Here is a 26,733-nt window from a genome sequence, read left to right on the forward strand (position 1 = left end):
GGAGAAAGAGACCCGAAAACCGGTGGCAATCTTCCACAATGTTGCCACCGTCGGACTGGATTCACCTCGCTCGATCTGTCCCAGCATGGCCTTGCTCACCCCCGTTTCACGGGCGGCCATATCCAGGCTCCATCCTCTTTCAGTGCGCAGCCCTTTCAATCGCTGGGCCAGATAGCGACTCATCTCCTGCATCTGTTCTCCGATTACTTCGAACCACATTGTGCGCCATAACGCACAGCGCTATAGTCAAAACCACATTGTACGCAATAGCGCACAAGCTATCAGCATCCACAAGGAAGTTTCCCATGCCCCTAGCCCTCCCCCACATGGCCGCGGGACTCATCGCCGTATTGGTGGGTTACACGAGTTCTGTCGTCTTGATCATCCAGGCTGCCACGGCCGCCGGTGCCGATGCAGCCCAGGTATCTTCCTGGTTATGGACACTGGGTATCGGCATGGGGGTCAGCTGCATCGGCCTCTCCCTCTATTACCGGGTGCCTGTCTTGACGGCCTGGTCCACCCCGGGTGCCGCCCTGCTCATCACCAGCCTGGGGAACTTCAGTCTGGCGGAGGCCATCGGCGCCTTCATCATCTCTTCACTGCTGATCACCCTCTGCGGTATCAGCGGCTGGTTCGACAGGCTGATGCGTCACATTCCCGCCCCCCTGGCGGCCGCCATGCTGGCCGGAGTCTTGCTCAGGTTCGGGCTGGATCTCTTCAAGGTGGCACCGCAAGATCCTTTGCTGCTTGGCACCTTGCTACTGGCTTTCTTGCTGGGTCGCCACCTCTGGCCCCGCTACACCATGGTGCTGGTCCTGGCTGCCGGCATGCTGCTCTGCACCCTGAGGGGCGAGCTGCAACTCAACGAGGTTCACTGGCAACTTTCCACCCCGGTCTGGATCTCGCCAGCCTTTTCCATCGACGCCCTGCTCGGCATCGCACTCCCGCTCTTTCTCGTTACCATGACCTCGCAAAACATGCCGGGCATTGCCATCCTGTGCGCCCACGGCTATCAACCGGCCACTTCTTCCCTGATTGGCTGGACCGGATTCATCGGCTTGCTGCTGGCCCCGTTCGGCGGTTACGCCTTCAATCTGGCCGCCATCACAGCCGCCATCTGCATGGGCAAGGAAGTGGATCACGATGTCACTCGACGCTGGCCTGCTGCCGTGTGGGCTGGATGTTTCTACCTGCTCACAGGCTGTTTCGGTGCCACCGTGGTTGCCCTGTTCAGCGCATTCCCTGCGGTGCTGGTCACCTGCGTGGCCGGGCTGGCGCTGCTCGGCACCATAGGCAGCAGCTTGCACAGCGCCTTGCAGCAGGACAAGGAGCGGGAAGCCGCGCTACTGACTTTCCTCGTGACTGCCTCGGGGATCACCCTGCTCGGGGTCGGGTCTGCCTGCTGGGGATTGCTGATCGGAGTGACATTGCATCAAGTCAACCGGCTCCGCGCCTGACCTGACCATCTGGGGAGACTCCAGTGAGACGCAGCACATAATCCTGAGAAGAGCGTTCACATATGAACCTTATTCCTTTCTAGTGACAAAACGGCGCAGATCCTTCCCGACAAGCGCCGTTGTCAGACTCAATACTGGAGAACGAAGATGAGGAATCAGGCTGTCATTTTGTTACTGGCACTGCTGGGCGCCACCACGACCCAGGCTGCCGACACCGATCGGGAGCTGGCACGCCAACTCGCGCTGCAACAGAAGAACCTGCTGCCACTCCTGAACAATCAGGAATACCAGAGTCCACTGCCCAACCTGCTGCAAAAGGCCAGCCCGCGCCTGAAGCACCAGGCTCGGGATGCCAACCAGGCGGCCATCAGTCGGCAAGGGCTGGATGGCGAGGTCAGGGAACTGATGCAACTGCGGCTGGCCAATCCGGACCAGGCGGATGCACTGCAACAAGGGGTTGAGCCACTGGTTGCCTACATACCAAGTGGTGACGAAAAGAGCTGGAGCGCCATCGAGGCGTTCGACAGCGCCGGCAGCCCGATCTATCTCGATGTGAACCAGCCGCCGGCGCGACCGGTACTGGTGGTGGAGGCCGATCCGGTCAAAGCCAAGAATGCCGGCCTGAAGGTGATGCGAAAGGCGCTGGCTGCCGCCGACATGCAGGTGACGCCCCGTGCCACCAGCAACACCACGCCTCTCAAGACCAGCATTCTCAAGAAGATCAGGCTCAACGATGATCAGGAGCCCTGGCTGCTGGGCGCCGCCGAGGTCTATGCCGTCGTGGCCGGGGTCAACCCTGGCAGGGACGAGCCCGTGGTGGATATCGTCGACATGCCCTATCTCGACTACGACAACACCGACTACACCCCCAACCAGATCCTGGTCTATTGGGATCGCTACCGCTGGGGAGCCGTCGACGTGGTCATGATGGAGCAGGATGACAACGTCAATTACAAGGAGCTGAGTGCCCTCCTGATTGACGCACTCAAACTCGGCTTCACTGCGGGCGGCGTACCCGAGGCCCTGCCCTTCCTCGACCTCGGCGGTCGTATCGTCAAGGCACTTCCGGACTCCTGGATGACCAACAACGACGACTACCTCGACACCTTCTATACCCTGGAGCAGGACCAGAGCTATCACCAGTATCCCGGTGCCGCCGGCAATGCAGTCATCGATCTCGAGCCCAGGGAGATCCAGCCAACCCGGCCCTGACTGTCGCTCAAAACAAAAAGCCAATGAGAAGACTCATTGGCTTTTCTGTATCAGAGCCGCGGATCAGGCCTGACCTTTCGGCCTCACACCCAGTGTGTGACAGATGGCATAGGTCAGCTCTGAGCGGTTCAGGGTATAGAAGTGGAAATCCTTCACCCCTTCCTGACTCAGCACACGCACCTGGTCGATGGCAATGCTGGCTCCCACCATGTTGCGCGTCATCTGATCGTTTTCCAGCCCTTCGAAACGCTGGTGCATCCAGCGCGGGATCTTCACGTTGGTGAAACCGGCAAACTTGGCCAGGGTCTGGTAGTTGGAGACCGGCAGTATCCCCGGCACGATCTCCGCATCGATACCGATGGCGGCGCAGCGATCCCGAAAACGCAGATAGGTCTCCACATCGAAGAAGAACTGGGTAATGGCCCGGTTGGCACCGGCATCTATCTTGCGCTTGAGGTTGAGCAGGTCGGATTGCGCACTGCGAGCCTCGGGGTGGCCTTCCGGATAGGCGGCGACCGAGATATCGAAATCGGCTTCGGATTTGAGCAGGGCGACCAGGTCGGTGGCATACATGTCAGGCTTGTCGAGGCCGGGAGGCAAGTCTCCGCGCAGGGCCACGATGTGGCGAATGCCGCTGTTCCAGTAGTCACGGGCAATGGTGCGCAACTCGTCACGGCTGGCATCGATACAGGTCAGATGCGGGGCGGCGATGAGGCCGGTACGCTCCTTGATGTCCTTGATCACCTTGTGAGTGCGGTCCCGGGTGCCCGAATTGGCGCCATAGGTCACAGAGACGAATTTGGGCTCCAGCACCTGCAGGCGCTCGATGGACTGCCAGAGGGTGTTCTCCATCCCTTCGCTGTTGGGCGGGAAAAACTCGAAACTGACCGATATGTCGCCACCCAGATCCGCCAAACTCTGGTTGAGTGCCTCAACCTGACGCGCGCTGTGAAATCCCATCTGCTCTCTCCCTGTCCTGCAACCCATTCCTTCACGCCAAAACGGATGTTTGGACGTCTAAACGTCTTTCTATCTTTATGAGAAAACGGATCAAAGTCAATACCGATTTGTCAGCGACAAGGGGGATTGCCGATTTTTTTATTTTGCAATTCAACCTAAGTAATGAGCGACCCCATCCCAAAATGCTGTCAGGCACGCTATGATGCGGGCGGATCGTCCTGGACGTTCTGAATCTGCGTGTGATTGCTTGGCCGGGTTTCCCGGCCTTTTTTTAACTTCTTTCCCCGCCTGCCGATAAGCAATTCAAGCGTTTGCAGGAGCCCCATCATGGAAGATCACCCCGGTTTTGCCACCGATCTGCTGTTCGATCGCTATCAGGGCGAGGTGACGGATCATGATGCGTTCTGGACCGTGCGCACCCCGGGCTCTCCAGACTACTACTTCGGCAACTACCTGTTGCTGCCCACCCCCCCAAGCGATCGTGACAAGGGCTGGCTCGAGGCCAGTTTCGACAGGCTGATTGGCTGGGATCCCCGTATCCGCCACCGTACCTTCCAGTGGCCTCTCGCCGCAGGCCAGAACAGCCGGGTCGCCGGGTTCGTGGCGGCGGGATACCAATACATGGAGTGCGTGGTACTGGCGCTGGGAGCAATGGAGTGGCAAGCCCCCACCGGCAGCAATATGGCCCCGGCTCGCCCGTTCACCGCGGCGGACTGGGATCAGTGGCTCGCCTTCGAGCTGGCAGAGCGGGATCCCGCCCATTCGGAGGAGCGCTATCTTCCCTATCTCTTGTCACGCCGCCAGCTCTATCAGGCCATGATCGATGACGAGCTCGGACAGTGGTGGGGGTTATGGCATCAGGATCAACTGGTTGCCAGCTGCGGACTCTTCTTCACCGGCACCCTGGGACGCTTTCAGCTGGTGCGCACGCACGCAGAGTGGCGAAACCGGGGGCTCTGTCGTCTGTTGCTGAGCCAGGTCGCACGCCAGGGACTGGCACGGGCCAGTTCGCTCATCATAGTGGCAGACGAGCACTATCACGCCCAGCGGGTCTATCGCACTCTGGGTTTCGTGCCGGTGGCCCGTATCGGCAGCCTGTGCCGCTGGCCACGGGAATGACAAGTCATCACGCAGATGCAAAACGGGAGGCCAAGGCCTCCCGTTCTTCATGGTGAACCATCAGGGCTGTGCCCCCTCCAGTTCGCTGGCGAGCGCCTCCTCCACTTCGGCAGGAGGCGCTGGAGCGACGGCTCCGGACACCGGTACTGACGGAGGCTGGGTCGCGCTTGCTCCGGAGGGCGCTTGTCCATCCGGCACCACAGGCGCAGCAGGTTCGGTCCCGATGGCACCCGACACAGGGACGGCAGGCACGCTCGCCTCACACTGACACTCCTGTCCCTTGCCCTGGTTGCCCTGATGGGGGGCATACCACCCTTTCAACCCCTGTTCCAGGCGATCGGCCGCCGCCTTGGGTGCCACGGTTCCCAGCAATACCTGCTGGCTCACCTCGGCCAGTTCATCCCCGAGCTTGGGAGTGCCGCGGGAGAGGATCTGGGTGGCAACCCGGATGGTGGAATCGCACTGATCCCGCCACTCCATCATCTCTCTGGCCGCCGGATTGGTGGCTTCAAAGAAGTGGTTGGAGAGCGAGAAGAAGCCGGGCAGCGAGTTGGTATAGAGCTCGGCAAACTGGGGAGTGGTCAGCCACTGCAGGAAGGTCATGGCGGCCTCCTTGTTCTTGCTGGCCGGATTCATCCCCATACCGATGTCGGTGTGATCGGTGAAGAAACAGCCATCCCCCTGCTTTGCCACGGGCGGGCGCATGACACCGAAGTCCACCTTGCCGGTGAAGGGGGCGATCTCCCAGGATCCCGCTGCATAGAAGGCAGCCTTACCCGAGGTGAACAGCTCGTTGGTGGTGGCGTAGTCGCGGCTCTCGCCCCCCTCCCCCAGGTAGTCACGCCAGCGGGCCAGCTCCTCGAACACCTTGACGTATTGCGGGTTGTTGAAGCGCTCCTGGCCCCCGATCAGCGCCAATCGACCATCCTCCCCCTTCCAGTAGTTGGGGCCTATGTTCTGGAAACCGAGCTCGGAGGCAACCCAGCTCTCCGAGCCGCTCACGGCGAGGGGAACATAGCGACCATCCGCCTTCACCTTGTCCAGGGCCGCGAAGAATGCCTCGCGGGTCTGGGGAACCGTCAGCCCCAGCTCACTGAAAATCTTCTTGTTGTAGAAGAAGCCGTGAATCACCGATGCCATGGGTACGCAGAAAGTCTGGGCGCCACTGTCGGTCTGCCAGGGGGATTGGGCAAAGCTCGGGAAGTTCTCCATCCCCGCCATCTCGCTCAGCTCCACCAGATGGCCCGCCTTGAACAGGGCCAGGGAGTCGTCAAACGGGCGGCAGGTGATGAGATCCCCCGCCTTGCCCGCCTTGAGGCTGGCCCAGAGGGTCGGCATGTACTCGACGTTCTGCACCCCGTTGAATTTCACCTGAATACCCGGGTGGGCTGCCTCGAAAGCAGGGATGATCTTCTGTTCCCACAAGGCCTTGTCATCAATGCGCCAGCTCTCTATCACCAGCTCGCTGGCCATCAGCTGACCACACAACAGGAGACTCAGGGCCCCGATCCACTTGTTAGCCATAAGTCCTCCTATACCTTGAAATGGGCGATCAATTGCTGCTGCTTGGCGACCAGATCCGCCAGCACCTCACTGCTGCTGGCCGATTCCCGTGCCTCCCGCTCGGTCTCGTAAGCCACATCCGCAATGCCGGCGACATGACGGGCAACCCCCTGACTCACGGAGATCTGTTCCTGAGCGGCATGAGCCACCTGATCCGCCATCGCCTTGATGGCACTCATCCGCTCGGCAATGGATTGCAGCGCCTCGTCCATCACCCGGGTCTGGGCCACGCAATCCTGGGTCTGCTCCTGGCTGCGTGCCATCACGGCCACCACATGCTTGCTGGAACTTTGCAGGTTCTCGATCATGGCCTGGATCTCCTCGGTCGAGGTCTGGGTCCGGTTCGCCAGTGCCCGCACCTCGTCCGCCACCACCGCGAAGCCGCGACCGGCGTCCCCCGCCCGGGCCGCCTCGATGGCCGCGTTCAGCGCCAGCAGGTTGGTCTGCTCGGCGATGCTGCGGATCACGTCGAGGATGCTGCCGATGTTGTCGCTGAATTCCCCCAGCTTGTGGGTGATGCCGACCGCCTCTTCCATGGCACCCGCCAGTTGTTCGGTGATCTGGCGCGTAGTCGCCACCTGTTTGCGTCCGGCGCGGGCCTCTTCGTCCGCCAGGTCCACCTCACGCTTGGTGCCGTCGGTGGAGCGCGCCACCTCGGTCGCACTCACCTCCAGCTCGGTGATGGCGGCAGCCACCTGATCGGTCTGGCTCTTCTGATCCTGCACCCGTGACATGGCCCGCTCGCTTATCTCGGCGGCGCGGCTCGCCTCGTCCACCAGATGGCGCGAGCCGGCATTGATCTGGGCGAGCAGCTCGCCGGTCTTGTCTGCCAGGGTATTGATGGAGCGGGTCAGGCTGCCAAACTCGCAGCGGCTCTGGTAGTCGATGCGCCGGGTCATGTCACCCGTGGCCATGCGATCCAGCTCCCGATCGATGAGTTGCAGCGGACGCTGGATGCTGCGGGCCGTGGTGTAACCGATGAGGAGCGCGGCGGCCGCGGAGATGGCAGACACGATCAGGATCCAGGCGCTGGCGCTGCTGACGGCGTCATCCGCCCCGACCCGGCTCGCGCTGGCAATGCCGCCCGCCGATTTGGCCATCTCGTCCAGCAGCGCCAGGCTGTTGACCAGACTGGTGTCGAGCTGCTGGTTCAGGGACTGCAGCGAGGCCGCCAGTTGCTGGCCATTGCGCATGGTCGCCAGCAACCCTTTCGGGCCGAGGGCCAGCTCCTGCATCCGATCGAGGTTGACGATGAAACGCTGCCTCACGTCATCGGGCACCTGCACCCGTTCGAGCCGTTTGCGTGCCATCTCGATATCCTTGCCGAGCACCTTCTCCAATTCATTGAGATCGGTCTTGGCATCGGCCCGGCGGATGTTTTTCAGATCCCGGGCAATGCCGGAGGTGATGAGTTCGGCCTTGTTGCGCATGGAGCGTTTGCTCGCGGTCTGCTGCAACAACAGGTCGGCGGCCCACTGGTAGGTATCTTCCAGCCGGATGAACGCCAGCTCCAGTTCATGGCGCCGATCGAGTGCGGCCACCCACTGGCCGTGCTGGGTCAGCACCTGATCCGCCAACCCGTAGAACTCGCGGGTCGCCCCGTCGACCTGGCGGAACCGCTCGCTCGCCTCGGCCACCCCGTCAAACCGGGCCATCTCCTTGCTCTGGGCCAGGAAACGCGCCTGCTGCGCCTTGAACTGGCTGGCCAGTTGCGGCAACTGGGCCGCCTCCTCGCTGGTTCTGTAGGTGAGCACCCAGCGGTTGCTGTCCTGCAGTGCCCCCTTGAGCCCGGCGACTGCGATCACCAGGGGGGTGGCACGATCAGAAACCTGGGAGAGCCCCTCGTTGATCCCCCGGATCTTCAGAATACTGATGAAGCCGAGCAGAACCAGCAACAACAGCATCAGCACGAAGCCGGCGATGATCCGCTGCACAATAGATAAACCCATGGAGGCATCCTCACTCGTTGGGGAAAGGGGTGAATGCCGAGGTTATCGGCAGCGGGGTGCAATGGAATAGCGGTTCGTGACGCGATGGCGGGCCAGATCACAGTTGGCGTGACATGGCAGGCAGAAAAGGGCCCGAACAGAGCCGGGCCAAAGAGACATGCTTGGTTGTCATGGCCGAGCACCGGCCACGTTTGTCATCAGAAGCGGTAGCCGACGCCGAACATGAAGGCCACCGGATCGATGGAGGTGTTGATGGTGCCCACGGCGGTATGCACATCGGTATCGATGTCGATGAGCCAGGCGGAGGCGTTGACGAACCAGCGGTCATTGATCGCCATGTCCAGGCCCACCTGACCCGCCATCCCCCAGGAGGAGTCCACGCTCACATCCGTCCCGGCCAGGGCACCGCGCCCTTCCTCGTCGAAGAAGGTGGTGTAGTTGATACCGGCCCCCACATAGGGGCGCACCTTGCTGTTGGCATCACCGAAGTAGTACTGCGCCATCAGGGTCGGCGGCAGGTGTTTGACCTTGGCGACCTCACCCAGGCCGGCAGTCGACACCGAGTGGGAGAAGGGGGTCGCGGCCAGCAGCTCGACACCCCAGTTGTCCGTCAACATGTAGGAGAGGGTCAGGCCAAGCTGCATGTTGCTGTCGATCTCCAGCTCGCCCGTCCCCAGCACGTTGTCACTGCTGGTCTGGGGAGAGACGAACGCCAGGCCACCACGGACCAGGATGTCACCGGCCTGATGTGCCATGGCGACGGGGGAAGCAAAAGCGGCTGCGATTAACAGAGGAAGGATATTTTTCATCACATTATTCCTTTTTTGTTTTCTTTCTATGTTGCAAGCCCGAAAACTATAAAAGGATGTGAATGGCCGGTTATTGATTTAGGGAAGGTGCGAACAAGTCCCTGATATGAGATCATGTTTGTCATCTGGAGCCATGAAAAAGGGTTCATCATGAGTCATCAACTTACCTTCGCCGACAGTGAATTCAGCAGTAAGCGCCGTCAGACCCGAAAAGAGATTTTCTTGTCCCGCATGGAGCAGATTCTGCCATGGCAAAACATGGTGGAAGTCATCGAGCCGTTTTACCCCAAGGCTGGTAATGGCCGGCGACCTTATCCGCTGGAAACCATGTTACGCATTCACTGCATGCAGCATTGGTACAACCTGAGCGATGGCGCGATGGAAGATGCTCTGTACGAAATCGCCTCCATGCGTCTGTTTGCCCGGTTATCCCTGGATAGCGCCTTGCCGGACCGCACCACCATCATGAATTTCCGCCACCTGCTGGAGCAGCATCAACTGGCCCGCCAATTGTTCAAGACCATCAATCGCTGGCTGGCCGAAGCAGGCGTCATGATGACCCAAGGCACCTTGGTCGATGCCACCATCATTGAGGCACCCAGCTCGACCAAGAACAAAGAGCAGCAACGCGATCCGGAGATGCATCAGACCAAGAAAGGCAATCAGTGGCACTTTGGCATGAAGGCCCACATTGGTGTCGATGCCAAGAGTGGCCTGACCCACAGCCTAGTCACCACCGCGGCCAACGAGCATGACCTCAATCAGCTGGGTAATCTGCTGCATGGAGAGGAGCAATTTGTCTCAGCCGATGCCGGCTACCAAGGGGCGCCACAGCGCGAGGAGCTGGCCGAAGTGGATGTGGACTGGCTGATCGCCGAGCGCCCCGGCAAGGTAAGAACCTTGAAACAGCATCCACGCAAGAACAAAACGGCCATCAACATCGAATACATGAAAGCCAGCATCCGGGCCAAGGTGGAGCACCCATTTCGCATCATCAAGCGACAGTTCGGCTTCGTGAAAGCCAGATACAAGGGGTTGCTGAAAAACGATAACCAACTGGCGATGTTATTCACGCTGGCCAACCTGTTTCGGGCGGACCAAATGATACGTCAGTGGGAGAGATCTCACTAAAAACTGGGGATAACGCCTTAAATGGCGAAGAAACGGTCTAAATAGGCTGATTCAAGGCATTTACGGGAGAAAAAATCGGCTCAAACATGAAGAAATGAAATGACTGAGTCAGCCGAGAAGAATTTCCCCGCTTATTCGCACCTTCCCTTTCAATTGTTGTTTAATTATGCCCCGGGGCGTATTTTATTAATGCGATGTAACCACGCTGTAATTTGAATTCTATGAAACCACAGACACGCAAAGACAAAATTCTCGGCATTCTTGCCGCCATCTGGGGGATAGGTTCCTTCCTCTTCATTCTGCTGGGTTTCCTGTTCGCCCTCGCCTTCCTGATGCTGACACACTGAGTCTGCCGGACGAGTCCCTCTTTTCTCCCTCTCATCCCTGGCCGGGCGCCAGACCGGCGCACCTCGCCCATCGGCCAACAAAAAAGGGGCCTTGGCCCCTTTTTCTCGAGTGACGCTTATTTCTCCAGTAGAGGAGCGAGGAAGCGCGCCGTGTGGGACTCCTTGCAACGGCTCATCTCCTCAGGCGTACCCGTCACCAGAATACGGCCACCACCAGCGCCCCCTTCCGGGCCCAGATCAACGATCCAGTCCGCGGTTTTGATGACGTCCAGATTGTGCTCGATGATGACGATGGTGTTGCCCCGATCCCGCAGCTGGTGCAGTACCTTGAGCAACTGCTGGATATCGTGGAAGTGCAGCCCCGTTGTCGGTTCGTCCAGGATGTAGAGGGTCTGGCCGGTGTCCCGCTTGGAGAGCTCCCGCGCCAGCTTGACCCGCTGCGCCTCGCCGCCAGAGAGCGTGGTGGCGGACTGACCGAGCCGGATGTAGGAGAGGCCCACGTCCATCAGGGTCTGCAGCTTGCGCGCCACCGCCGGCACCGGATCGAAGAAGGCACGGGCATCTTCCACCGTCATCTCGAGGATTTCGTGGATGTTCTTGCCCTTGTACTTCACCTCCAGGGTCTCGCGGTTGTAGCGCTTGCCCTTGCAGACGTCGCACGGCACGTAGACGTCCGGCAGGAAGTGCATCTCCACCTTGATGACCCCGTCCCCCTGGCACGCCTCGCAGCGTCCCCCCTTCACGTTGAAGGAGAAGCGGCCCGGCTGGTAGCCACGGGAACGCGCCTCCTGAGTGCCGGAGAGCAGCTCGCGGATCGGGGTGAACAGGCCGGTGTAGGTGGCCGGGTTGGAGCGCGGGGTGCGGCCGATGGGGCTCTGGTCGATATCCACCACCTTGTCCAGATGCTCCAGCCCCTCGACGCTGCGATAGGGAGCCGGGGTGGACTCGGTGGCCTTGTTCAGCTCGCGGTGGGCGATGCGGAACAGGGTGTCGTTGATCAGGGTCGACTTGCCGGAACCGGAGACGCCGGTGACGCAGGTCATCACTCCGATGGGCAGATCCAGGTTGACGTTGCGCAGGTTGTTGCCGCTAGCCCCTTTCAATTTCAGCCACTTGCCGGTGAGCGGGGTGCGCTCGGCCGGGATGGCGATCTGCTTGCGCCCGGAGAGGTAGTCACCGGTCAGGGATTCGGGGTTCGCAATGATCTCCTCCGGCGTCCCCTGGGCGACGATGGCCCCGCCGTGCACGCCAGCCCCCGGGCCGATGTCGAGCACATGGTCGGCGAGGCGAATGGCATCCTCATCGTGCTCCACCACGATCACGGTGTTGCCGAGATCACGCAGGTGGGTCAGGGTCTTGAGCAGCCGCTCGTTGTCCCGCTGATGCAGACCGATGGAGGGCTCGTCCAGTACGTACATGACCCCCACCAGGCCAGCCCCGATCTGGCTGGCCAGCCGGATCCGCTGCGCCTCGCCACCGGAGAGGGTCTCTGCACTGCGCGACAGGCTCAGATAGTTGAGGCCGACGTTCACCAGGAAGCCGAGCCGCTCGACGATCTCCTTGAGGATCTTGTCCGCTATCTGGGCACGCTGACCGGACAGGTTCAACCCTTCGAAGAAGGCCAGGGCATCGCCGATGGACTGCTCGGCGATGGCGGGCAGGTTGCGATTGTCCACGAAAACGTGGCGGGCTTCTTCCCGCAGTCGGCTGCCACCGCAACTGGTACAGGACTTGTTGGCGATGTATTTGGCCAGCTCTTCCCGCACCGCGTTGGATTCGGTCTCCCGGTAACGGCGCTCCATGTTGTGCAGAATCCCCTCGAACGGGTGCTTGCGCACCACCACGTCGCCGCGGTCATTCATGTAGCGGAACTCGATCTCGGTGCGCCCGGAGCCGCGCAGGATCACCTCCTGGGTCTTGAGCGGCAGATCCTCCCAGGGGGTCTCCAGGTCGAACTTGTAGTGATCGGCCAGGGATTTGAGCATCTGGAAGTAGTAGAAGCTGCGCTTGTCCCAACCACGGATGGCGCCGCCGGCCAGGCTCTGGCCTGGATCATGGATGAGCTTGGCGGGATCGAAATACTGCTGCACCCCGAGACCGTCACAGGTGGGGCAGGCCCCCGCCGGGTTGTTGAAGGAGAAGATCCGGGGCTCCAGCTCCGACATGGAGTAACCGCACTCGGGGCAGGCGAAGTTGGCGGAGAAGGTCATGGGGGCAACCCCATCCTCCCCGTCCATCGGCACCACCAGCACGATGCCGCCGGAGAGAGTCAGCGCCGTTTCGAACGATTCGGCCAGGCGCAGGGCCAGGTCATCGCGCACCTTGAAGCGATCCACCACCACCTCGATGGTGTGCTTCTTGTGCAGCTCCAGCGCGGGAGGATCCGACAGATCGCATACCTCGCCGTCGATGCGGGCGCGGATGTAACCCTGGGCCGCCAGGTTCTCCAGCAGCTTGGTGTGCTCCCCCTTGCGGTTGCGCACCACGGGGGCCAGCAGCATCAGCTTGGCGCCTTCGGGCTGGGCCAGCACCTGATCCACCATCTGGCTGATGGTCTGGGCCGCGAGCGGAATGGCGTGGGTCGGGCAGCGTGGCTCGCCGACCCGGGCGAACAGCAGCCGCAGGTAGTCGTAAATCTCGGTGATGGTGCCGACGGTCGAGCGCGGGTTGTGGGAGGTGGACTTCTGCTCGATGGAGATGGCAGGCGACAGCCCCTCGATGTGGTCCACGTCCGGCTTCTCCATCAGGGAGAGGAACTGGCGGGCATAGGCGGAAAGCGATTCCACATAGCGGCGCTGCCCCTCGGCATAGAGGGTATCGAACGCCAGGGAGGATTTGCCCGAACCGGACAGGCCGGTCACCACGATCAGCTTGTCACGTGGCAGGATCAGGTTGATGTTCTTGAGGTTGTGGGTGCGGGCACCCCGGATCACGATTTTTTCCATCTTGTTGCGCGCTCGATACGGGAACCAGAGCGGGCCAGTATGGCATAGAGACTACTGGATGAATAGACAGTCTTTCCTTCCGTGCCCCTTCCTCAGAGATACTCCTTGGCCCAGCTCACCGCCTGCAACCGGTTCTTGACGTTCAGCTTCTTGAAGACGTTGTAGAGATGGGATTTGACGGTGTGTTCGCTCACGAACAGGCTGTCGGCGATCTCGGTGTTGGAGGCCCCCGTCATCAGGTGACGCACGATCTCCTGCTCGCGGGCGGTCAGCAGCGTCTGCTGACGCTGAGGTTGCCCGCTCCCCTTGCGGTAGTAGTCCACCAGGTCGCACAGCAGGTGGCGCGGGATCCAGTACTCCCCCTGCAACACCTTGCGGATGCCGAAGACCAACCTGTCCAGCGTGTCCTGACGAAAGAAGAGCCCGCTGGTATGGGGCCACATCAGCAGCAGCTCTTTGTTGGTGCTGGTCGGGGCATTGAGCAACACGGCACTGGCCTCGCCAAAGCGCTGGCAGATGGCATTGCTCCACAGCTCCTGCTGGGTCGACTTGAGGTAGTCCAGATCGATCAGCAGCAAGGTTTTGGGGGCGCCCTCTGCAACGTCTGGCAGGTCATTCAGCTCCCCCACCAGCAAGATGGGCAGACCAAGCTCTTCACTGAGGTGACGCTGGAAACGGGAGGCTTGTGCGTTATTTTCGGTGATCAGCACCAGGAGGGAGTCGGGCGTCATCAAGAGAACTTCCTTGCACATTCGAGTCGGGGCTTTTTGGCAAGGAAGAGTACCAATCCCCCTCCTGGCTGCAGCATTAAAAAAGTATTAGACGCATCGGTGGCTCCTTTGAAGCCCAGCAATTTTCCAGCCAATACAATTGGCTAGCACGCCCCCCCCATTTGGGGGGTCAAGTAGTGCCGGTGCGCACCATAACAGCTCCGCCCTCTTCACGCAGCCTGCCCCAGCCGCCTCCCCTTGCTGGTGACACCTTACCTCGGGTAAGTTACTCAGGCTGTGGCGATCCATTGACGCCACAGTGGCAGGGAAGATGTGCGCTCATGCCCGCCAACTGGTACTATGGCGGCCAAACGCTGCGGCCGATCCATGACGCCTCTGCCGGCAAGCTCCGGCGCAGCCAGGACACTGAAGAGAGATGACACCCAGCCAGGGCGCGCATCTCGTTGCAAACAAACGCATTATTGAATGGGCCCAGGCATCTGGCCTGGCCGGTATACATAAGGGTGGAAGAGAGATTATGGCCAGTCGAGGCATCAACAAAGTCATTCTGATCGGTAACCTGGGGCAAGACCCGGAAGTGCGCTACATGCCGAGCGGCGGTGCCGTGACTAACATCACCCTGGCCACCTCCGATACCTGGCGCGACAAGCAGACCGGTGAGCAGAAAGAGCGCACCGAATGGCACCGTGTCGTCTTCATGGGCAAGCTGGCCGAAGTGGCCGGCGAGTACCTGAAGAAGGGCTCCCAGGTCTATGTGGAAGGCAAGCTCCAGACCCGCAAATGGCAGGATCAGAGCGGCCAGGAGCGCTACACCACCGAGGTGCTGGTCGACAGCTTCACCGGTGTGATGCAGATGCTGGGTGGCCGTCCGCAGGGCGGTGGCCAGGGCATGGGCGGCCAGTCATCCCAGGGCAACTGGGGCCAGCCGCAACAGTCTGCACCGCAACAGAACATGCAACGTCCTGCTGCCCCGCAGCAGAACATGCAACCGCAAGGCGGTTACGGCCGTCCGGCCCAGCAGCCGCAATCCGCCCCGCCGGTCTACAACGAACCGCCGATGGATTTCGACGACGATATTCCGTTCTGATCCCCTGCGGCAGGCCCTGATTCATCAGGGCCTTTTTTTACCTGTTTCTGACGCATTCACCTCCCCCGACGACCATGTTGCTGCCACTTTCCCGCGCTTTACGTCCTCTTCGTCCAGGCTTGTGGCTATCATCGAGACGATTTCTCCCTTCGGGAACCTGCATGAACTACTTGAGTCGTCTGCTGTGCCTCGCCCTGCTGATGTTCGGCAGCCACCTTGCTGCGGAGCCGCTGCGGGTGGGAGTCAGCTTTGCCATTCCTCCCTATGTCATCAGCCACGAAGACAGGGGCATCGAACTCGATCTCATGCGAGAGGCCTTCGCAGGCAGCCCCCATGAGCTGCAGGTCGTCTATCTTCCCCTGGAGCGCACCTTCAGGATGCTGGAGGAAGGTAAGCTGGACGCCATCATCAACGTCAAACCCGGCATGCTGGAAAGTGCCTACCTCTCACAGCCGGTGATCACCTTCCACAACCGGGTCTTTACCCTGGCGCCGACGGCAGTCCACACCATGAAGGATTTGCAGACCCTGCGAGTCAGTGCCTTCCAGCGTGCACGGCAGATCCTGGGAACGACCTTCTCCGACATCGTCGACCAGAATCCCCGTTATGAAGAGGTGGCGAGGCAGGAGGGACAGGTACAGCGGCTCCTGCTCGGGCGCACCGATGCCGTGATCCTGGAACAACGGGTGTTCTACTACTATCTGGCGCAGTTGCTCGGGGATGACCAGGAGGGCGACCGCTATCCCAAGGACAAGGTCAGACAGCACGACCTCTTCCCCCCGACTCACTACCACTTCGCCTTTCGCGAGGCGGGCCACCGGCAATGGTTCGACAGACAGCTCTCCAAGATGAAGGCGGACGGGCGCTATGAGCGAATTTTTGCCGCCTATGGCACCACCTCTACTGCCGGAGACAAAAAAGCCAGCCCATGATGGACTGGCTTGATACCGGCTCCGGGGAGCCGCAGTGGATGGAGCGTTACTTCATCGCGCTGCCGTTTTTCAGCTCTGCTTTCTGCCGTTTGGCTTCGCGTTTCTCTTTCAGTGACATCTGCGGTTTTTTCTTGGCATCTTTGCCGTGATGCTGTTCTTTGTTGCTCATCATCAGACTCCAAAAAGGTTACCTGGACAGTTGGAACGGGTGTTCCAGCATGTCAGCCGAATCGTGGATTTCAGTACGCCAACAGTGACGATCGGGGATCGCACTGGCCTCAGCATACTCCCAATCTTCCGCCGGGATCCAGCCTATCGGCAGCGCCTGTCAGCCAGGCGTTCCCGTAGCGTGCTCCCCCAGGAAATGACGACCTGGCGACACTTTTGGCATCCGGGGACGGATGGTCAGCCTGTCTCCGATGGATGTGTGTTAGGGTGGGCATTCAACGATCGCAGGAGCGCGTCATGAAGAAGCTGGAAATGAAGGATCTGACCGAGGCCGAGAAAGCCGAGATTGCCCTGCTGGTGCAAAAGGCCCAGGCCAATGCCGATCACACCCTGACCAACGGGGAGCGCAACAAGATCCGCGAGGCAGGACGCCAGAAGATCGCCGCCGATCGCGCCCAGGCCGCCAAGGCGGCTTCCACACTGGCGCGGGAGAAAGCCAAGGAGCGAGCCAGTGCCCAAGTGCTGCCCGACACCTTCAGCTGGTCCGATTCCGTCAGCAACAAATACCGTGGCAGACGGTAACGGCAGCATGAATGCTCGCAGATGACGCTGCTGCAAAAAAGGGGGCTGGCAGAGCGTCATGTCATCCCCCTGAAAAGGGCAGCAGGAGGCCCCTGCCAGCTGATGCACACCCGGATAAAACGCCGATCCAGCCATCACTGACTGAAACGAATACCAAGATAAAGATTGCCATGACAGGGTGTGCGTGTTCTAATCGTTTTCGATGGTTCGGTAGTTCAGACCTGATTATGTTAGGCAGTCATCTTAAAGCAGTGATTTGTGCAGGCAGTTATCCCCGATAATTCTTGCCAGATAATTCTCCTTCTTTAGTGCTCCCCATACGTATTTCTGACGAAAAATCATGGATTGCCGCTCCGGTGGCGTTTCACTAATCACTACTCAAGGAAATTATCATGTCCAAAATGACTGGTACCGTAAAATTCTTCAACGCCGAGAAAGGCTTCGGTTTCATCTCCCCGGCTGACGGCAGCAAAGACGTGTTCGTTCACTTCTCCGCCATCCAGTCCAACGGTTTCAAAACCCTGGAAGAAGGTCAGCGCGTTGAGTTCACCATCGAGCAAGGCCAGAAAGGCCCGGCTGCTGCGAACGTCGTTCCGCAGTAATTCAAGCCGGAGCACCTTCCCCTCTTTGGGCAAGGGCCTCAGCAAGAATTGAAAAAACCCGCTTCGGCGGGTTTTTTGTTGCCCGTTTCCGGGTGACCGGCGTGTTCCCCTGCTTCCCTAGCGCCACGGGCAACAAAAAGGGCACCCTAGTGGTGCCCCATTTCCTGGTCAGGTTCCTTACAGGGGCAGGCTGATCCGCGCCTCCAGCCCCCCCTCCTGGCGATTGTGGAGACTGAGCTCACCGCCGTGCTGGTGCACCAGGGTGCGGGCGATGGCGAGCCCCAGTCCCACGCTGCCAGACTCGGTGTTGCGGGCTTCATCCAGGCGCACGAAGGGCTTGAACACCTCCTCCAACTGGCTCTCCGCAATCCCCGGCCCCTGATCGCGAACCAGGATCAGCAACTCGCCGTCACCACGCACCAGCGAAACCTCGGCCCCCCCTGCGTACTTGATGGCGTTGCCGATGAGGTTTTGCAGCACCCGGCGCAGGGTGTTGGCGCGGCAGGCGTAAACCTGCTTGCCCTCGGCCAGGCAGGTGACGGGCTGGCCCATGTCGGCATAGTCGTCACACAGGCTCTCCAGCAGGCTGACCAGATCCAGCTCCCGGGTCGCCTCCTGCTGCCCCTCCTCCCGGGCAAAGCTCAGGGTCGCCGCCAGCATCTGCTCCATCTGCTGCAGGGTCTGCTGGAAGCGCTCCTTGTCCTCCCCGTCCGCCAGAAACTCGCTGCGCAGCCGCAGGCTGGTGATGGGGGTGCGCAGGTCGTGGGAGATGGCGGCCAGCATCCGGGTTCTGTCCTGCACGAAGCGATCGAGCCGGGTGTGCATCCGGTTGAAGGCCTGGATGGACTCGCGGATCTCGGTGGGCCCCTCCTCACGCAGGGGCTCGATGTCCTCACCACGCCCCAGCCTGTCGGCGTTGGCGGCCAGTTGCTTGAGGGGACGGGTCGCCCGGCGGAACAGCCAGATCATCAGGCCGATCACCAGGCTCGCCACCAGCAGCAGGTTGAGGGTGGTCTGCCAGGACCAGCTCGCCGTCTCCTTGTCCACCAGGGAGCTGAACTGGAGCCAGCCGCCGTTGGGCAGTTCGATGGAGCCGTAGAGCCGCATGTCCTGGGGCGGCGGCATGCCGTTGCGATCCTTCATCATGCGGTTGTGGTGCTGCCAGGCCCGGCTGCGCTGGATGTCCTGCTTCAGCTCGGCGCTGATCTCCACCGCCAGGGAGGATGGATAGCCGAGCTTGGCCCGCACCAGCTTCTCGAAGCGGGGGCTGCGGTTGTCCGGCTGCAACGGCTCGTCAGCCAGACGCAGCAGCAGGGTCTCGCTGCGGCTCGCCTTGAGGATCTCGTGATAGAGGGAAGGAGGGGAGAGGGAGAGCAGGCGCACCACGGAGATGATCCGCTGCATGGCGTTGCGGCTGTTGACGTAACCGAGGGCCTCCTCCCTGTCCGAACGGTAGATCTGGATACTGAGCAGCTGGATCAGCACCAGCCCCGCCAGGGCCACCAGCACTATCTGGCCGGTCAACCCCTTGGGCAGCAGCCTGGCGAAGACGCGCTTGATCATGTCGGCCTCACTCCTGGGTCACGTCGGCGGCGAACAGGTAACCGCCACCCCAGATGGTCTTGATGAGCTCGGGATTCTTGGGATCCCGCTCCAGCTTGCGCCGCAGTCGGCTCACCAGGGTATCGATGGCGCGATCGAAGGCCACCGCCTCCCGGCCACGGGCCAGATCCAGCAACTGATCCCGGCTCAGCACCCGCTGGGGCCGCTCCAGAAACACCTTGAGCAGATCGAACTCGGCGGTGGAGAGGCTCATCCCCACCCCCTCCTCGTCCACCAGCTCGCGGCGATTGACGTCGAGCAGCCAGCGATCGAAGCGCAGATCCCGGGTCAGGGTCTCCGGCACGGGCAGGCTCTCCGCCTGGGTACGGCGCATCACCGCCTTAATGCGGGCCAGCAGCTCCCGCGGGTTGAACGGTTTGGAGAGGTAGTCGTCCGCCCCCATCTCCAGGCCGATGATGCGGTCCGTCTCCTCCCCCATGGCGGTCAGCATGATGATCGGCAGACGGGATTTGACCCTGAGCTCGCGGCACAGGGTGAGGCCATCCTCCCCCGGCATCATCAGGTCCAGCACCAGCAGGTCGAACTCCCGCTCATCCAGCAGCCGCTTCATCTCCTTGCCATCGCGGGCGCAACTGACGCGCATGCCATGCTGCTCCAGAAAGCGCTTGAGCAGATCGCGGATCTCGCTGTGGTCATCGACCACCAGAATATGAGGGCTGCCTTGGTTCATCATCATCTCTCCGTTATCGGGCTGGGGCGATTATACGAAAATCAACCGGGCGGGTTGTGTCAAAGTGTGCCAGCACGCCCCTGTGCCACACTCTGCTACAAAATAGGCTTCTACTGGCAAATTTCAGACACTTCCACGGTGTTTACTGGATACCAAGGCGAAAGAGCCTCTACCCGTACACATCCGACAGGAGTTACCCATGAAAAAGCTGACCAAGACCCTGCTGACCGCCACCCTGATCCTCGGCCTGCCGCTGGGCGCCTATGCCGCCAGCGAGGCGGTCTCCACCGCGCAACCGACCCAGGCCACGGCGACCGGTTGCCCCATGGACGGTACCGGCATGATGGGCGGCAAGCATCATGGCGGCCGCCACGACAAGATGGCCCGCATGAAGAACATGACCCCGGAACAGATCCAGGCCCATCTGCAACAGCGCTACGACAAGATTGAAGATCCGGCCAAGAAGGCGGAGTTCGTGAAGAACCTTGGTCTGCGTGCCGACGGCATGATCAAGCACGCCGAGGTGATGAAGCTGTTCGCAGAAGCAAACCAGTAAGTCGACGTAATGAAGCGGTTTGCCGAAGCAGACTCGTGATCCGGCAGGGCCCTGCCCCGACACCGGCGAAAACGACAGGGTGGCGCAAGCCACCCTTTTTTTTGTCTCCACCCCCCAGTTTTTTCACCTTTTCCTGCCTGGCCGCATCATGTTATGTGAGCGATAACAAACGTTTCACTTTCGAAATAAATCATAATGGCCCCTCACACAACAGACGCGGGCACGATCCCGGGCACAGTGGACAGGAGTCGTTATGGGATGGAATCTGGGCACAATCAAGGGGCGCTATACCGCCGTTTTTCTGGGCTTCATGGCGCTGGTGTGCGCCCTGACGGTGATCGGCATCCAGATCTGGATCACCCCCGCCCTGCAAAAGGCGGGGGAGGAGAACGTGGCGCTGCGAGTCGGCGAGATAGCGACCGACATCCGTGACCAGCTCAACGGGGTACAGACCCAGTCGCGCAGCATCACCCAGCTGGTGGCACAACTGCCGAGCGAGCAGATAGATGCCCAGCTCCCGGCCCTCATCGACCAGTACGGCAACGGCATGGTCTTCGGTGGCGGCATCTGGCCCCTGCCGGACAAGCGGGAGGCGGGGCGCGCCAAGTTCAGCACCTTCTTCCACAGGGATGCGTCCAACGCCCTCATTCCCAACACCTACTGGAACTCGGCAGAGGCGCCCAACTATTTCGATCAGCCCTGGCACAAGGCCGGTCAGCAGGCGCCCCGTGGCGTCTGTGCCTGGGCCGCCGCCTACAAGGATGGCGCGAGCCAGCAGCCGAGAACCAACTGCGCCATGGGGATCTACCAGGATGGCGCCCTCTACGGGGTGTCGACCATAGACGTCACCCTGGGCTTCTTCAACGACCTGGTGGCCAAGAAAGAGCAGGAGATCGGCGGTCAGGTGATGATCATCGAGGCTGACGGCAAGATCCTGAGCCGCAACGCCCGTCTGACCGGGGATGTGGTGCTCGGCAACCTCTCCGCCCACGCCGACTATCCCTTCGCCCTCGCCATCAGCGGCCTGCTGGGCCAGGATGCGAGCAAGGGGCAGCTGCGCACCACCTTCCAGGATCAGGGTGAGGAACAGACCCTGCTGATGGAGGCCATCGAAGGGACCCCCTGGCTGCTGGCCACCGCCCTGCCGACCCGCACCCTGACCCAGGACAGCCGGGATGTGCTCGCCACCCTGGCGAGCATCCAGCTCCCCCTGGCGGGGCTGCTGTTCGTGCTCATGGTGCTGGCCATCAGCCAGCTTGGCAGCCGCCTGCAGACTCTCAAACTCAACATCGACGCCCTCAGCGCCGGCGACGCCGATCTGACCGCCCGCATCGAGGTCAAGGGGCATGACGAGCTGGACAACATCGCCCTGTCGGTCAACCGCTTCATCGCCTTCCTGCAACAGATGATGGTGCAGGTGACCGCCGCTACCGACCTCATCACCCGCGAGCTGGCCCAGCTCGATCAGCAGACCGGGCAGGCCAGGCGGATCCTGGGAGAACACGCCAGCGAAACCGATCAGGTCGTCACCGCCCTCAACGAACTCAGCTCCACCGCCGACAGCGTTGCCCGCCACGCCAACGACTCCGCCAGCTTCACCGAGGCCGCCAACGGTCAGGCGGCCAGCTCCCGCAAGGTGGTGGGATCGGCCTCCGCCAGCGTGGTGGCCCTCATCGACGAGGTGGATCTCGCCGCCGCCAAGGTGCTGGAGATGCAGGAAGATGCCCAGCAGATCGGCAGCGTGCTCGGGGTGATCGGCGGCATCGCCGCCCAGACCAACCTGCTGGCGCTCAACGCCGCCATCGAGGCGGCCCGGGCCGGTGAACAGGGCCGGGGCTTCGCGGTGGTGGCCGACGAGGTGCGTGCCCTCGCGGCACGCACCCAGAACAGCACCGCCGAAGTGGGCAGCATGTTGTCACGGCTCACCCAGGGGGTCGCCGAGGCCGTGGTCGCCATGGAGCAGACCAAGCGCAGTTGCCAGGCGGCGGCCGACACCACGGGGCAGGTCACCGGCGGGCTCGACACCATGGCCGACGCCGTGGTGCAGATCCACGATCTCAGCAGCCAGATCGCCACCGCTGCCGAGGAGCAGAGCCGGGTGACCGAGGAGATCAACCGCAACATGGTGAGCATTCGCGACATGCTGAACCTCCTGGTGGAGAACGGCGGCAACACGGAGCAGAGCGCCGCCACCCTGCTGGGGTCCAACCGCCAGTTGCTGGCCCTGGTGCACCGCTTCAAGGTGTGAGCCTGAATACCAGGCAGCAAAAAGGGGCCCGCGGGCCCCTTTTTCATTCACTTTGCCAGGACTCAGGCCTTGTTGGCCAGGTTCAGGGTCTTCACGGTCTCGCCTTCGAACTTGATGACCACGTTCTTCTGGGCCACTTCGGAGTCTTTCAGCAGGGACTTGGTGGTCTCGGCCAGCAGCGGGGAGGCCTTGTTCAGAGCGTCCAGGTCATAGGTCCACACTTCCAGACCGGCGTCGGTCTTGGTGCTGGCCGGGGCGCCCAGCTTGTCCTTGATGGCCTGCTTGTTGGAGCCGCCTTCCTTGATGTCCAGAGCCTTCTTGATCGCTTCGTTGGAAGCGGTGTCCATGGCGTTGCCAGCCATCTCTTTGGCGGTGCTGGTGACGCTGCTGGTCACGGTGTCGGTCAGGGAATCCATCAGGCCGGCGTGGGCAACCAGAGGCAGGGCGGTCAGGGCAATCAGCAAGGACTTTTTCATGAAGATACATCTCGCAAGAATGAAAAGAGCGCGCATGAAACCAGCGGGATGAATTGGAGTCAAGAAAATCCCTTGGTCAAGCCGTATTCGGGGGGGAAAAGCCCCGTAGCGGCTCCGACCAGTGCCCTTGTCAGCCGCTGAGCTGGTCCTTGCCCGCCAGCTTGGCCCGGTAGAGCGCCCTGTCGACCCGTGCCATCAGGTGAGACACCTGCTCGTCGGGGTCGGACTCCACCAGCCCGAAACTCAAGGTCACGGGCTCGATCCCCTTGACCCTGGCATGGCTCAGGCGCTGCCTCAGCTTCTCGGCCACCACCCGGGCGTCGGGCAACCGGGTATTGGGAAGCACCAGCATGAACTCGTCACCCCCCCAGCGGGCCAGCAGATCGATCTCGCGGATGCAGCCCCGGGTCAGCTGCACGATATCGATCAGGGTCTGGTCCCCCACACCGTGGCCATGGCGATCGTTGATCTGCTTGAAGTCGTCCACGTCCATGGCGATCACGGCAAAGGGCTCCTTGAAGCGCTTGGCGCGCTCATGCTCCAGCCGCACCGCCTGCTCCAGCCGATAGCGGCTGGCCGCGCCGGTCAGGGAGTCCGTCTCCGCCAGGCGGCGGTTTTCCTCCACCTGGAACTGCAATGCCTGGTTGAGCCGCTCCAGTTCGGCGGTACGCTGCGCCACCTGCTGCTCCAGGGTGCGGTTTTGCAGCTCCAGCCGGGCGTAGAGTTCCCGCTGGGCGTGGATGTTGCGGTGTGCCCCCACCATCCTGGCGACACTGCCGTCCGGGTTGCGTGCGACGATGCGGCCACAATCCGCCACCCAGAGGTAGTCACCGTTACGGCAACGGCAGCGGTATTCGGCCCGGTAGTCCGCCGCCCGCCCGCTCAGGCAGGCATCGAAGCTCTCCATGACCTGCGCCAGATCGTCCGGGTGGATCAGGTTCTCCCAGGTGAAGACGGTGTTGTCGAGGGAGTGGGGCTCATACCCCAGCATCTGATACCAGCCGGGATAGCGATGGACATAGCCGGTGTTGGCATTCCAGTCCCAGAGACCGTCGCTCACGACCTCCAGCATGCCGCTCATCACGGCCTCGTCGAGGGCCGGTTGCCTTGTCATCTCATTGTCATGCAGCATGAAAACCTTCCTTGTTCTGCTACTCGGCACCACGGTTCCGCTTGTTGACCTGGCGGGAAAACCGGGCCTGCCGGTCGAGCCTTCAAGGGGGCGACTGGCCTCGACACCCCGTCATGACGGGTTATCGGCCAGGTTGCCCTCTTGTTGAACAACAGTAGCAGCCCGCACACTTTCGAGTCTTGCGCGCCGTCACGCTCCCTTCCGTTCTTCTGCCGGCCAGATTGCACCACGGCGGTGCACACCTTTGGCGCAGCCCTGCCCATATTGGGCAAGCCTCGCTGACCAGGGTTGCGATTAATAAGTAAGTGCATGAATAAAAAGAAAAATACTTTTCTGGCGCAATATTTGCCTTTATCTGGGTGAACCACAAGGATTGGGGATATTGCATGAAATTAATCACCGCCATCATCAAGCCGTTCAAACTCGACGACGTGCGCGAAGCCATCGCCAGCCTCGGCGTCGAGGGGCTGACGGTTTCCGAGGTCAAGGGGTTTGGCCGCCAGAAGGGGCACACCGAGCTGTACCGGGGTGCCGAATACCAGGTGGATTTCCTGCCCAAGGTAAAGCTGGAGATTGCCACACTGGCCGACAACGTCGAGCAGATCATCGAAGCCATCAGCAAGGCCGCCCACACCGGCAAGATAGGTGACGGCAAGATCTTCGTTTATGACCTGCAGGCCGCCGTGCGCATCCGCACCGGCGAGACCGACGCAGACGCCCTTTGATACGACTGGAACTGAGGAATACGACATGGAAGAGTTGATCACATCCGTCAGCGAGCTGCGCTATGCACTCGACACCTTCTACCTGCTGATCTCCGGCGTGCTGGTCATGTGGATGGCCGCCGGGTTCGCCATGCTCGAAGCCGGCCTGGTCCGCGCCAAGAACACCACCGAGATCCTGACCAAGAACATCCTGCTCTATGCCATCGCCTGCATCATGTTCCTGCTGGTCGGCTACAACATCATGTACGTGGACAACAGCGCCGGCGGCTGGCTGCCGAGCTTTGGCAGCCTGATGGGCAGCCAGGCGGACGACGCGGGCCACTCCCTGCACTCCGACTTCTTCTTCCAGGTGGTGTTCGTCGCCACCGCCACCTCCATCATCTCAGGTGCGGTGGCAGAGCGGATGAAGCTCTGGTCCTTCCTGCTGTTCTGCGTGGTGATGACCGGCTTCATCTACCCCGTGGAAGGCTACTGGAGCTGGGGTGGCGGCTTCCTGAAAGAGGCGGGCTTCTCCGACTTCGCAGGCTCCGGCATCGTCCACATGGCGGGCGCTGCCGCTGCCCTGGCCGCCGTGCTGCTGCTCGGCCCCCGTCGCGGCAAATATGGCAAGCAAGGGGAGATCTACCCCATCCCCGGCTCCAACCTGCCGCTCGCGACCCTGGGCACCCTGATCCTCTGGATGGGCTGGTTCGGCTTCAACGGTGGCTCCCAACTGGCGCTCTCCAGCGCCGCTGACGCCACCGCCATCGGCACCGTGTTCGTCAACACCAACGCCGCCGCGGCCGCCGGTGTGGTCGGCGCCCTGCTGGTCAGCAAGCTCACCTGGGGCAAGGCGGATCTCACCATGATCCTCAACGGCGCCCTCGGCGGTCTGGTCGCCATCACCGCCGACCCGGCCTCCCCCAGCCCGCTGTTCGCCAGCCTGATCGGCGCCCTGGCCGGTGCCCTGGTGGTCTACGCCATCGTCGCCTTCGATCGCCTGAAGATCGATGATCCGGTCGGTGCCATCTCGGTACACGGCGTCTGCGGCCTGTTCGGCCTGATGGTGGTGCCCTTCTCCAACACGAGCGCCACCTTCGGTGCCCAGTTGCTGGGTGCAGCCACCATCTTCGGCTGGGTCTTTGTCGTCTCCCTCGTGGTCTGGAGCCTGCTCAAGGCCACCATGGGCCTGCGGGTCAGCGAAGAGGAAGAACTGATGGGTGTGGATGTCCACGAGTGCGGCATCGATGCCTACCCCGAGTTCGTCAGCGTCAAATCCAGCATCTGACACGGCCATCGGATGTGGGGCCCGGGGGACACCCCGGGCCCCGTTTTTTTGGCGGCTCGGCGCCCCTGAAGGCAGGAGAGCAGTTCGAGTGATACCACTCTGCCAAGTAGCCGGTGAACCCTCTGCTTTGCCCCCTCCCCTTTTCAAGGGGAGAGTCGGGGTATGCCGTGCCGATTGACGGATGGGGCCATGACCCCCTCCCCGCCTCCCCCTTGGCAGGGGGAGGAGCAAGCGCCCCTGGCTGGACGGATCAAGTCATGGATGTGGCAGATGAAAATACATTCAAGAGGCGCCATTCACATCGGGCATTGCACCCAGAGAGACTGGCATTGTGCCAACCCACTCCCCTCACCCTGCCCTCTCCCAACGGGAGAGGGGATAAAGCAGCACCGGGGATATGATCGCCAGCCATGGCGATTCGATTGACGTAAAAATAGTCAGC

25 protein-coding genes (1 of these 25 cut by a window edge) are annotated in these 26,733 nt (G+C 61.5%); 13 read left to right on the forward strand and 12 right to left on the reverse strand.

Annotated elements, in window-relative coordinates; translation table 11 throughout:
* Nucleotides 1–192 carry the beginning of a helix-turn-helix domain-containing protein gene (locus C3F36_RS08380; protein WP_042015843.1) on the reverse strand. It extends 381 nt beyond the left edge of the window, so the window shows 192 of its 573 coding nt (coding positions 1–192); its start codon is at nt 190–192; its stop codon lies off the left edge, out of view.
* A gap of 113 nt (nt 193–305) precedes the next feature.
* Here C3F36_RS08380 and C3F36_RS08385 point away from each other — a divergent pair, with 113 nt between their 5' ends.
* Together C3F36_RS08385 and C3F36_RS08390 are read left to right on the forward strand one after the other, a co-directional pair.
* Nucleotides 306–1,457, forward strand: coding sequence for a benzoate/H(+) symporter BenE family transporter (locus tag C3F36_RS08385; RefSeq protein ID WP_233759731.1), 1,152 nt, complete (start codon nt 306–308; stop codon nt 1,455–1,457).
* A 147-nt stretch (nt 1,458–1,604) separates the two neighbouring features.
* On the forward strand, nt 1,605–2,669 hold the full coding sequence (locus tag C3F36_RS08390) for a DUF3103 family protein (protein WP_042864823.1): 1,065 nt from the start codon (nt 1,605–1,607) through the stop codon (nt 2,667–2,669).
* 63 nt (nt 2,670–2,732) lie between these two features.
* On the opposite strand, the gene metF is transcribed toward C3F36_RS08390, so the two are convergent.
* Nucleotides 2,733–3,629, reverse strand: coding sequence for a methylenetetrahydrofolate reductase (gene metF / locus C3F36_RS08395; RefSeq protein WP_010674220.1), 897 nt, complete (start codon nt 3,627–3,629; stop codon nt 2,733–2,735).
* 327 nt (nt 3,630–3,956) lie between these two features.
* On the opposite strand from metF, the gene C3F36_RS08400 reads away from it, so the two are divergent.
* On the forward strand, nt 3,957–4,748 hold the full coding sequence (locus C3F36_RS08400; RefSeq protein ID WP_042864822.1) for a GNAT family N-acetyltransferase: 792 nt from the start codon (nt 3,957–3,959) through the stop codon (nt 4,746–4,748).
* 60 nt (nt 4,749–4,808) lie between these two features.
* Here C3F36_RS08400 and C3F36_RS08405 read toward each other — a convergent pair whose 3' ends face one another.
* From C3F36_RS08405 to C3F36_RS08415, 3 genes are all read right to left on the reverse strand, one after another.
* Nucleotides 4,809–6,272, reverse strand: a complete 1,464-nt coding sequence (locus C3F36_RS08405; RefSeq protein ID WP_042864821.1) for an extracellular solute-binding protein — start codon at nt 6,270–6,272, stop codon at nt 4,809–4,811.
* 8 nt (nt 6,273–6,280) lie between these two features.
* Nucleotides 6,281–8,260 carry a methyl-accepting chemotaxis protein gene (locus C3F36_RS08410; RefSeq protein WP_104454893.1) on the reverse strand — a complete coding sequence of 660 codons (1,980 nt, stop codon included), beginning with the start codon at nt 8,258–8,260 and terminating at the stop codon, nt 6,281–6,283.
* A 197-nt stretch (nt 8,261–8,457) separates the two neighbouring features.
* Nucleotides 8,458–9,069 (reverse strand): OmpW family outer membrane protein, encoded by a 612-nt coding sequence (locus C3F36_RS08415; protein ID WP_104454894.1) that lies wholly within the window; start codon nt 9,067–9,069, stop codon nt 8,458–8,460.
* Nucleotides 9,070–9,219: 150 nt separating this feature from the next.
* On the opposite strand from C3F36_RS08415, the gene C3F36_RS08420 reads away from it, so the two are divergent.
* Complete coding sequence (locus C3F36_RS08420; RefSeq protein ID WP_000019402.1) at nt 9,220–10,200, forward strand: IS5-like element IS5 family transposase; 981 nt, start codon at nt 9,220–9,222, stop codon at nt 10,198–10,200.
* Between the two features lie 221 nt (nt 10,201–10,421).
* On the forward strand, nt 10,422–10,547 hold the full coding sequence (locus C3F36_RS23985) for a hypothetical protein (protein ID WP_010674215.1): 126 nt from the start codon (nt 10,422–10,424) through the stop codon (nt 10,545–10,547).
* Nucleotides 10,548–10,663: 116 nt separating this feature from the next.
* Here the strand turns inward: C3F36_RS23985 and uvrA are convergent, their stop codons facing one another.
* Nucleotides 10,664–13,492 carry an excinuclease ABC subunit UvrA gene (uvrA, locus tag C3F36_RS08430; protein ID WP_039040117.1) on the reverse strand — a complete coding sequence of 943 codons (2,829 nt, stop codon included), beginning with the start codon at nt 13,490–13,492 and terminating at the stop codon, nt 10,664–10,666.
* Between the two features lie 92 nt (nt 13,493–13,584).
* The gene (locus C3F36_RS08435) at nt 13,585–14,223 is read right to left on the reverse strand and encodes a LuxR C-terminal-related transcriptional regulator (protein ID WP_010674213.1); all 639 of its coding nucleotides are present in this window, start codon (nt 14,221–14,223) and stop codon (nt 13,585–13,587) included.
* Between the two features lie 517 nt (nt 14,224–14,740).
* Between C3F36_RS08435 and C3F36_RS08440 the strand changes: the two genes are divergently transcribed.
* On the forward strand, nt 14,741–15,310 hold the full coding sequence (locus C3F36_RS08440; protein WP_104452170.1) for a single-stranded DNA-binding protein: 570 nt from the start codon (nt 14,741–14,743) through the stop codon (nt 15,308–15,310).
* 161 nt (nt 15,311–15,471) lie between these two features.
* On the forward strand, nt 15,472–16,242 hold the full coding sequence (locus tag C3F36_RS08445) for a substrate-binding periplasmic protein (protein ID WP_104452169.1): 771 nt from the start codon (nt 15,472–15,474) through the stop codon (nt 16,240–16,242).
* Between the two features lie 46 nt (nt 16,243–16,288).
* Here C3F36_RS08445 and C3F36_RS23990 read toward each other — a convergent pair whose 3' ends face one another.
* Nucleotides 16,289–16,414 carry a hypothetical protein gene (locus tag C3F36_RS23990; protein WP_257520123.1) on the reverse strand — a complete coding sequence of 42 codons (126 nt, stop codon included), beginning with the start codon at nt 16,412–16,414 and terminating at the stop codon, nt 16,289–16,291.
* Nucleotides 16,415–16,707: 293 nt separating this feature from the next.
* Between C3F36_RS23990 and yjbD the strand changes: the two genes are divergently transcribed.
* Both yjbD and cspE read left to right on the forward strand, forming a co-directional pair.
* Nucleotides 16,708–16,992, forward strand: a complete 285-nt coding sequence (gene yjbD, locus C3F36_RS08455) for a DUF3811 domain-containing protein (RefSeq protein ID WP_199769679.1) — start codon at nt 16,708–16,710, stop codon at nt 16,990–16,992.
* A gap of 392 nt (nt 16,993–17,384) precedes the next feature.
* Entirely contained in the window at nt 17,385–17,594 is a 210-nt protein-coding gene (gene cspE / locus C3F36_RS08460; RefSeq protein ID WP_010675897.1) for a transcription antiterminator/RNA stability regulator CspE, read from the forward strand.
* 177 nt (nt 17,595–17,771) lie between these two features.
* Here cspE and C3F36_RS08465 read toward each other — a convergent pair whose 3' ends face one another.
* Nucleotides 17,772–19,157 carry an ATP-binding protein gene (locus C3F36_RS08465; RefSeq protein WP_010675898.1) on the reverse strand — a complete coding sequence of 462 codons (1,386 nt, stop codon included), beginning with the start codon at nt 19,155–19,157 and terminating at the stop codon, nt 17,772–17,774.
* A gap of 7 nt (nt 19,158–19,164) precedes the next feature.
* On the reverse strand, nt 19,165–19,887 hold the full coding sequence (locus tag C3F36_RS08470) for a response regulator (RefSeq protein ID WP_010675899.1): 723 nt from the start codon (nt 19,885–19,887) through the stop codon (nt 19,165–19,167).
* A gap of 199 nt (nt 19,888–20,086) precedes the next feature.
* Between C3F36_RS08470 and C3F36_RS08475 the strand changes: the two genes are divergently transcribed.
* Nucleotides 20,087–20,443: a hypothetical protein gene (locus C3F36_RS08475; protein ID WP_104454895.1), complete on the forward strand. Its 357-nt coding sequence runs from the start codon at nt 20,087–20,089 to the stop codon at nt 20,441–20,443.
* Nucleotides 20,444–20,696: 253 nt separating this feature from the next.
* The gene (locus C3F36_RS23995) at nt 20,697–22,691 is read left to right on the forward strand and encodes a methyl-accepting chemotaxis protein (protein ID WP_043154966.1); all 1,995 of its coding nucleotides are present in this window, start codon (nt 20,697–20,699) and stop codon (nt 22,689–22,691) included.
* A gap of 62 nt (nt 22,692–22,753) precedes the next feature.
* On the opposite strand, the gene C3F36_RS08485 is transcribed toward C3F36_RS23995, so the two are convergent.
* Complete coding sequence (locus C3F36_RS08485) at nt 22,754–23,167, reverse strand: hypothetical protein (RefSeq protein WP_010675902.1); 414 nt, start codon at nt 23,165–23,167, stop codon at nt 22,754–22,756.
* A gap of 130 nt (nt 23,168–23,297) precedes the next feature.
* On the reverse strand, nt 23,298–24,299 hold the full coding sequence (locus C3F36_RS08490) for a sensor domain-containing diguanylate cyclase (RefSeq protein WP_048209682.1): 1,002 nt from the start codon (nt 24,297–24,299) through the stop codon (nt 23,298–23,300).
* A 386-nt stretch (nt 24,300–24,685) separates the two neighbouring features.
* Here C3F36_RS08490 and glnK point away from each other — a divergent pair, with 386 nt between their 5' ends.
* Both glnK and C3F36_RS08500 read left to right on the forward strand, forming a co-directional pair.
* Entirely contained in the window at nt 24,686–25,024 is a 339-nt protein-coding gene (glnK, locus tag C3F36_RS08495; RefSeq protein ID WP_039040122.1) for a P-II family nitrogen regulator, read from the forward strand.
* 25 nt (nt 25,025–25,049) lie between these two features.
* Complete coding sequence (locus C3F36_RS08500) at nt 25,050–26,291, forward strand: ammonium transporter (RefSeq protein WP_010675905.1); 1,242 nt, start codon at nt 25,050–25,052, stop codon at nt 26,289–26,291.
* Nucleotides 26,292–26,733 lie beyond the last annotated feature (442 nt).

It is taken from the genome of Aeromonas sp. ASNIH2 (genome assembly GCF_002934795.1).
Classification (GTDB): Bacteria; Pseudomonadota; Gammaproteobacteria; order Enterobacterales; family Aeromonadaceae; genus Aeromonas; species Aeromonas caviae.

Coding starts and splice junctions, on each gene's coding strand:
- C3F36_RS08385 (WP_233759731.1), top strand. CDS start 306: ATGCCCCTAGCCCTCCCCCACATGGCCGCGGGACTCATCGCCGTATTG.
- C3F36_RS08390 (WP_042864823.1), top strand. CDS start 1,605: ATGAGGAATCAGGCTGTCATTTTGTTACTGGCACTGCTGGGCGCCACC.
- metF (WP_010674220.1), bottom strand. CDS start 3,629: ATGGGATTTCACAGCGCGCGTCAGGTTGAGGCACTCAACCAGAGTTTG.
- C3F36_RS08400 (WP_042864822.1), top strand. CDS start 3,957: ATGGAAGATCACCCCGGTTTTGCCACCGATCTGCTGTTCGATCGCTAT.
- C3F36_RS08405 (WP_042864821.1), bottom strand. CDS start 6,272: ATGGCTAACAAGTGGATCGGGGCCCTGAGTCTCCTGTTGTGTGGTCAG.
- C3F36_RS08410 (WP_104454893.1), bottom strand. CDS start 8,260: ATGGGTTTATCTATTGTGCAGCGGATCATCGCCGGCTTCGTGCTGATG.
- C3F36_RS08415 (WP_104454894.1), bottom strand. CDS start 9,069: ATGAAAAATATCCTTCCTCTGTTAATCGCAGCCGCTTTTGCTTCCCCC.
- C3F36_RS08420 (WP_000019402.1), top strand. CDS start 9,220: ATGAGTCATCAACTTACCTTCGCCGACAGTGAATTCAGCAGTAAGCGC.
- C3F36_RS23985 (WP_010674215.1), top strand. CDS start 10,422: ATGAAACCACAGACACGCAAAGACAAAATTCTCGGCATTCTTGCCGCC.
- uvrA (WP_039040117.1), bottom strand. CDS start 13,492: ATGGAAAAAATCGTGATCCGGGGTGCCCGCACCCACAACCTCAAGAAC.
- C3F36_RS08435 (WP_010674213.1), bottom strand. CDS start 14,223: ATGACGCCCGACTCCCTCCTGGTGCTGATCACCGAAAATAACGCACAA.
- C3F36_RS08440 (WP_104452170.1), top strand. CDS start 14,741: ATGGCCAGTCGAGGCATCAACAAAGTCATTCTGATCGGTAACCTGGGG.
- C3F36_RS08445 (WP_104452169.1), top strand. CDS start 15,472: ATGAACTACTTGAGTCGTCTGCTGTGCCTCGCCCTGCTGATGTTCGGC.
- C3F36_RS23990 (WP_257520123.1), bottom strand. CDS start 16,414: ATGATGAGCAACAAAGAACAGCATCACGGCAAAGATGCCAAGAAAAAA.
- yjbD (WP_199769679.1), top strand. CDS start 16,708: ATGAAGAAGCTGGAAATGAAGGATCTGACCGAGGCCGAGAAAGCCGAG.
- cspE (WP_010675897.1), top strand. CDS start 17,385: ATGTCCAAAATGACTGGTACCGTAAAATTCTTCAACGCCGAGAAAGGC.
- C3F36_RS08465 (WP_010675898.1), bottom strand. CDS start 19,157: ATGATCAAGCGCGTCTTCGCCAGGCTGCTGCCCAAGGGGTTGACCGGC.
- C3F36_RS08470 (WP_010675899.1), bottom strand. CDS start 19,887: ATGAACCAAGGCAGCCCTCATATTCTGGTGGTCGATGACCACAGCGAG.
- C3F36_RS08475 (WP_104454895.1), top strand. CDS start 20,087: ATGAAAAAGCTGACCAAGACCCTGCTGACCGCCACCCTGATCCTCGGC.
- C3F36_RS23995 (WP_043154966.1), top strand. CDS start 20,697: ATGGGATGGAATCTGGGCACAATCAAGGGGCGCTATACCGCCGTTTTT.
- C3F36_RS08485 (WP_010675902.1), bottom strand. CDS start 23,167: ATGAAAAAGTCCTTGCTGATTGCCCTGACCGCCCTGCCTCTGGTTGCC.
- C3F36_RS08490 (WP_048209682.1), bottom strand. CDS start 24,299: ATGCTGCATGACAATGAGATGACAAGGCAACCGGCCCTCGACGAGGCC.
- glnK (WP_039040122.1), top strand. CDS start 24,686: ATGAAATTAATCACCGCCATCATCAAGCCGTTCAAACTCGACGACGTG.
- C3F36_RS08500 (WP_010675905.1), top strand. CDS start 25,050: ATGGAAGAGTTGATCACATCCGTCAGCGAGCTGCGCTATGCACTCGAC.